Annotated in this window: 5 protein-coding genes; all 5 read left to right on the forward strand. The window is 54.5% G+C overall.

All coding sequences use genetic code 11. The features are described from left to right. Positions 1-75 precede the first annotated feature (75 nt). Entirely contained in the window at positions 76-1,050 is a 975-nt protein-coding gene (locus tag HMPREF3050_RS06400; RefSeq protein ID WP_070774152.1) for an ABC transporter permease, read from the forward strand. Beyond that, complete coding sequence (locus tag HMPREF3050_RS06405) at positions 1,040-2,038, forward strand: iron chelate uptake ABC transporter family permease subunit (protein WP_070774154.1); 999 nt, start codon at positions 1,040-1,042, stop codon at positions 2,036-2,038. Before HMPREF3050_RS06400 ends, HMPREF3050_RS06405 begins: the two co-directional genes overlap by 11 nt. 155 nt (positions 2,039-2,193) lie before the next feature. Continuing rightward, positions 2,194-4,059, forward strand: a complete 1,866-nt coding sequence (locus HMPREF3050_RS06410) for an acyltransferase family protein (protein WP_070774156.1) — start codon at positions 2,194-2,196, stop codon at positions 4,057-4,059. Between the two features lie 58 nt (positions 4,060-4,117). After that, a complete protein-coding gene (locus HMPREF3050_RS06415; protein ID WP_003758361.1) occupies positions 4,118-4,741 on the forward strand; it encodes an FmdE family protein in 624 nt (207 codons plus the stop codon). A 71-nt stretch (positions 4,742-4,812) separates the two neighbouring features. Then, positions 4,813-5,571 (forward strand): iron ABC transporter ATP-binding protein, encoded by a 759-nt coding sequence (locus HMPREF3050_RS06420; protein WP_070774160.1) that lies wholly within the window; start codon positions 4,813-4,815, stop codon positions 5,569-5,571. The last annotated feature ends 107 nt before the right edge of the window (positions 5,572-5,678 follow it).

Below are 5,678 nucleotides of genomic sequence, written 5' to 3' on the forward strand. Positions count from 1 at the left end.
GCCGTACTGGTTTAAAGTTAATCCACTATATCGTCTTTACGGCGTTTGTTTTTCCATCTGAATTATTTTTCCCTTATGTCCGTCAAACCTTTATCTTTAAATTTAATCAACTGCTTTGTGCTGGTGGTGCTGTTTGTCGTCAGCCTGTCGGTGGGCGTCGGCAATTTCCGCTGGGCAGATGTGTTTCACTGGACATTGTCTGACAGCACGGAATTGATGCTGGTCAGCCGCCTGCCGCGCACGTTTGCGATTGTGCTGACGGGGGCGTCGATGGCGGTGGCGGGGATGATTATGCAGATTTTGATGCGCAACCGTTTTGTCGAGCCGTCTATGGTGGGCGCGAGTCAGAGCGCGGCGTTGGGTGTGTTGGTGATGACGCTGATGTTTCCGGCTGCCGGGCTGACGGCGAAAATGTCGGTGGCGGCCGTGGCGGCGTTGGCGGGCATGCTGGTGTTTATGATGCTGATACGCCGTTTGCCGCCGACGGCGCAGTTGATGGTGCCGCTGGTGGGGATTATTTTCGGCGGCGTTATCGAGGCGGTGGCGACGTTTATCGCGTATGAGTTTGAGATGATGCAGATGTTAAGCGTGTGGCAGCAGGGCGATTTTTCGGGCGTGCTGTTAGGGCGTTACGAATTGCTGTGGCTGACGGGCGGCTTGGCGTTGGCGGCGTATTTAATTGCCGACCAACTGACGATTTTGGGCTTGGGCGAGACGGTGAGCGTGAATCTGGGTCTGAACCGGACGGCGGTGTTGTGGGTAGGCTTGGTGATTGTCGCGCTGATTACGTCGCTGGTGTTGGTAACGGTCGGCAATATTCCGTTTATCGGGCTGGTCGTGCCGAACATCATCAGCCGCCTGATGGGCGACAAGCTGCGCCAAAGCCTGCCTGCGGTGGCTTTGCTCGGTGCGTCGCTGGTGCTTTTGTGCGATATTTTGGGACGCGTGATTGTGTTCCCGTTTGAGATTCCGGTCTCAACCGTGTTCGGTGTGTTGGGTACGGTGTTGTTCTTGTGGATTTTGTTGAGGAAGCCTGCCCATGTCGTCTGAAAACAAGCGTAGCACGCTTCGCCCGAACAAAGTTGCGTTTATGCAGGGTTCTTCCCGTCCGCTGTGGGCGGCGTTTATCTTGCTGCTCGCTTGTTGCACCTTGTTCCTGACTTTGAACATCCAAGGCGATTGGGATTTTGTGTTGCAGCTGCGGCTGACCAAGCTGGCGGCTTTGCTGCTGGTGGCGTATGCGGTCGGGGTTTCGACCCAGCTTTTCCAAACGTTGACGAACAACCCGATCCTTACGCCTTCGATTTTGGGCTTCGATTCGCTGTATGTGTTTTTGCAAACGCTTTTGCTGTTTGCCTTGGGCGGGGTGGGCTATACGTCGCTGCCGCTGACGGGCAAGTTAGGCTTTGAGCTGGTGATGATGATGGGCGGCTCGCTGCTTTTGTTTTACACGCTCATCCGGCAGGGCGGACGCGATTTGTCGCGCATGATTTTGATCGGCGTGATTTTCGGGATTTTGTTCCGCAGCCTCTCTTCGCTGTTGACGCGCATGATTGATCCGGAGGAATTTACGGCGGCGCAGGCGAATATGTTTGCGAACTTCAATACCGTCCACAGCGAGCTTTTGGGCGTGGGCGCGCTGATTCTGCTGGCGAGCGCGGTGGTGGTTTGGCGCGAGCGGCACCGTCTGGACGTCCATCTTTTGGGACGCGACCAAACGATTAATTTGGGCATAAACTACACGCGCAATACTTTGTGGCTGTTGCTTTGGATTGCCGCGCTCGTGGCGACGGCGACGGCGGTGGTCGGGCCGGTCAGCTTCTTCGGACTGCTGGCTGCCGCGCTTGCCAACCATTTTGCCCCGAGCGTGCGCCATAGCGTGCGGCTGCCGATGACGGTGTGCGTCGGCGGCATCCTGCTGGTCGGCGGGCAAACCGTGTTCGAACACCTGCTCGGCATGAAGGCGGTGTTGAGCGTAGTGGTTGAATTTGCGGGCGGGCTGGTGTTTTTATATTTGGTGCTGAAACGCAAGCGGTAGGTCGTCTGAAAACTTTCCCAGCCTGAATTCGAATGGCGTAAACCACTATTTCCAAACGGGATATTTCGTTTTGCACGTCCTTAGATTTGACGGCGTGAATGAAACTAAATATCGGGTTCTTACTCATATTAAGCATCACTATCAAGGTGCGTGCTATGAGTAAAGTGTTGAAATACCGTCCTGATTTGGACGGGATACGGGCATTGGCCGTTTTATCCGTCATCGTATTTCATATCGATCCCCAATGGCTGCCGGGTGGTTTTTTGGGCGTGGATATGTTTTTCGTGTTGTCGGGATATTTGATCACGACCATTATCAGCCGCGAGATTCGCGACGGCAGTTTTTCGTTTCTTGAGTTTTACAAACGCCGCGCCAAACGCATTTTGCCTGTCTTTGCCTGTGTATTGCTTTGCACGACGGTCGTTGCCGCCATTTTCTTTTTGTCTTTCGATTTGCGCCAATACGTCAAATCCGCCGTCTATGCCTTGCTGTTTGCCGCCAACCTGTTCTTTGCCCGCCGCGGCGGCTATTTTGATGCGGATGCGACGGAAAAGCCGTTGCAGCACATTTGGTCGCTGTCGTTGGAAGAACAGTTTTACTTTATTTTCCCCGCGTTGCTGATTTTGTTTTTCCGTCTCAGCAAACGGCGCAATGTGCGGACGTTTATCCTTTTGCTGATTGTCATCAGCCTGTTTTCCGCGCTGTTGCCGACTTTGGGCATGGAGGCGTATTTCCTGCCGCATGTGCGCGCTTATGAGCTGTTGGTCGGTTCGCTTTTTGCCTTTATTCCGCCTGCCGAACAAAACGACAAAGCCAGTACGCCGCTGTTCGGATGGCTGATGATGGCGGTCATCGCCGCCACGCTGGTGTTGCCCTACGGCGTCCTGCCCGGCGCGGGAAACATCGAACGGCTGCTTTGCTGTCTGGCGGTTGGCGGTTTGATTTATTCGGGCAAATCATTGCAGATGCAGGAAGGTTTCAATACGTCCAAACTGTTGAGCCTCAAGCCGGTGGTGTTTATCGGGTTGATTTCGTATTCGCTGTATTTGTGGCACTGGGTGGTGTTGGCGCTGATGCGCTACATTTATATGGACGCCCAGCTTCCGCTTGCTGCATCGGCGCTGGCAGTCATCATCATGCTGCTGTTGTCGGTGTTGTCTTATTATTTTGTGGAAACGCCGGCGCGGAAGGCGAAGAATTTTACGACGGCGAAATTCAAATGGAGCATGGTGGCTTATTTCGCGCTGCTGATTCCTGCGGCAACCTACCTGATGACCGCCAAACCTGCCGCGTTTGAAAGCAGTTTGTACAAAGCCGATGAAAGCAAAATTTGCGCGGACACGCTGACCAAAACCGATTGCGCCGTCGGCGCGGCAAACCAAAAACCTGAAGTTTTGGTCATCGGCGACTCGCATGCCGCCCATTTGAGCCCGTTCCTCGACATCGTCGGCAAAAAAGAAGGCTGGTCGGCAGACGTCATCACGTCCAACAGCTGCGCCACCGCGTTCGGATTCGTCCTGCCCGACAGCGACCGCCGCGCCGACCGCTGCAATCCGTACAACAGGTTTATCGAACAAAAAACCAAAGACTATCCTGTCATCATCATTTCGCAACGCTGGTTCCTCCATACCGCCAAACCGGAATTTTTGGAACGGTTCAACACAATGCTGGAGGATTTGGTGAAGGCGGGCAAAAAAGTGTACGTTTTGGCCGATACGCCTATGGACGGGCAGTTGCCGTTGCGGCGTTATTATCTGAGACAAAAGCTCGGTATCGACATCAATTATGTTTCAGAGGATAAAAAGGCAGAAATCCGCGATTCTGCCAAGTCGGAAGACGAAGTCGAAAAAATCGTGAAGCAGCACCGCGGCGTGCAGTGGGTGGACTTTATGCAGTACATCCCCGCGGATAAACTTATAGACGGGCTGCCGGTGTATTTCGATACCAACCACCTCAACCCGTTCGGTTCAAGTAAAATTGCCGAAATGTTTATCAACGATAAACGCACCCTGTTGAAATAAGCACAAAGGTCGTCTGAAAACAGATTCAGACGACCTCTTTAAAGCAAAAGGATACCGTATGACTCAAGAACATTTTCCCGAATTTTTCGAGCAAGCCCCGACGCTGACCGTCCAAGACGCGCTCGCCGAATTTCTCGGCGCGGCAGAGGAGGGCATCATGCAGTATCGCTACGCCGATGCCGTCCGCCTGTGCGGACACTCCTGCCCCACCGTTGCAGGCGCGTACCTCATGACGCTTAAAGGCCTGAAAGCACTTTATGGCAGCGACCTGCCGCAGCGCGGCGGAATCGAAGCCGCCATGCAGGGTGCGCGCGACGAAGGCACGGTCGGCGTTACCGCATCCGTCGTCCAACTCTTAACCGGTGCCGCTCCCGAAACCGGCTTCGGCGGCGTCGGCCCGCAAGGACGCTTCGCCCGCCGCAACCTGTTGAGTTTCGATGCCGACATCGAAGGCACGCTGACCCTGCGCCGCAAAGACAACGGCAAAACCGTCGCCGTCAGCCTCAACGCCGCCATGCAGCCCTTCGCCCCCGAAATGCGCGACATCATGCCCAAAGCTGTCAGCGGCACCGCCACCGCAGAAGAACTCAAACGCTTCGGCGAACTCTGGCAGGCGCGTGTTAAAGCCTTCTTGATTGATTTGGCAGACAATCCCCAATTCGTCATCGTTCGCGAAATCTGAAGCCCATCCTTTTCAGACGACCTCTCATGTTCGGAGGTCGTCTGAAAACAAATCCACACATCACACCCATCATGATTACCATCCGCAACGTCAGCTTCCACATCGGCAGCAACCCCATCCTCAACAACGTCAGCCTCGACATCCCCGAAGGCGGCATCACCGCGCTCATCGGTCCAAACGGCGCAGGCAAATCCACGCTCCTCTCCTTCATGGCGCGTCTCCGCCCGCTGGAACAGGGTAGCATCAGTTACGCCGGCAAAGATGTTTCGACCACGCCCACCGCCGAGCTGGCAAAAACGCTCTCCATCCTGACCCAAGAAAACAGCGTCATGAGCCGCATTACCGTTCGCGATCTGCTCATGTTCGGGCGTTATCCCTACCACCAAGGCAGACCGACCCCCGAAGACCTCGCCATCGTCGAAAACGCACTTTCCGAGTTCAAACTGGACAGCTTTGCCAACCGCTACCTGACCGAACTCTCCGGCGGACAACGCCAACGCGCCATGATTGCCATGGTCTTCTGCCAAAGCACCGATTACGTCCTCTTGGACGAACCGCTCAACAACCTCGATATGTACCACGCCCGCGCCCTCATGCAGCTGCTCCAGCGGCTGACCCGCGAACACAAACGCACCACCGTCGTCGTCCTGCACGACATCAACCAAGCCGCCGCCTACGCCGACCACGTCGTCGCCATGAAAAACGGACAAGTCGCCATGACCGGCGCGCCGAACGACATTTTTACTGCTGAAAATATTAAAGATTTGTTTGATATGGATGTGGACGTATTGGACTATCAGGGCAAGAAACTGGTCATTCATCACGTTTGAGATACGGATGTGGAAAAGGTCGTCTGAAAAGTTTTCAGACGACCTTTTGTTATATCCATCTTATTTGAGCAGCTAGAGACCTTTGCAAAATTCCCCAAAATCCCCTA

The sequence above is a fragment of the Neisseria sp. HMSC065D04 genome (genome assembly GCF_001815675.1).
Classification (GTDB): Bacteria; Pseudomonadota; Gammaproteobacteria; order Burkholderiales; family Neisseriaceae; genus Neisseria.

Coding starts and splice junctions, on each gene's coding strand:
- HMPREF3050_RS06420 (WP_070774160.1), top strand. CDS start 4,813: ATGATTACCATCCGCAACGTCAGCTTCCACATCGGCAGCAACCCCATC.
- HMPREF3050_RS06400 (WP_070774152.1), top strand. CDS start 76: ATGTCCGTCAAACCTTTATCTTTAAATTTAATCAACTGCTTTGTGCTG.
- HMPREF3050_RS06410 (WP_070774156.1), top strand. CDS start 2,194: ATGAGTAAAGTGTTGAAATACCGTCCTGATTTGGACGGGATACGGGCA.
- HMPREF3050_RS06415 (WP_003758361.1), top strand. CDS start 4,118: ATGACTCAAGAACATTTTCCCGAATTTTTCGAGCAAGCCCCGACGCTG.
- HMPREF3050_RS06405 (WP_070774154.1), top strand. CDS start 1,040: ATGTCGTCTGAAAACAAGCGTAGCACGCTTCGCCCGAACAAAGTTGCG.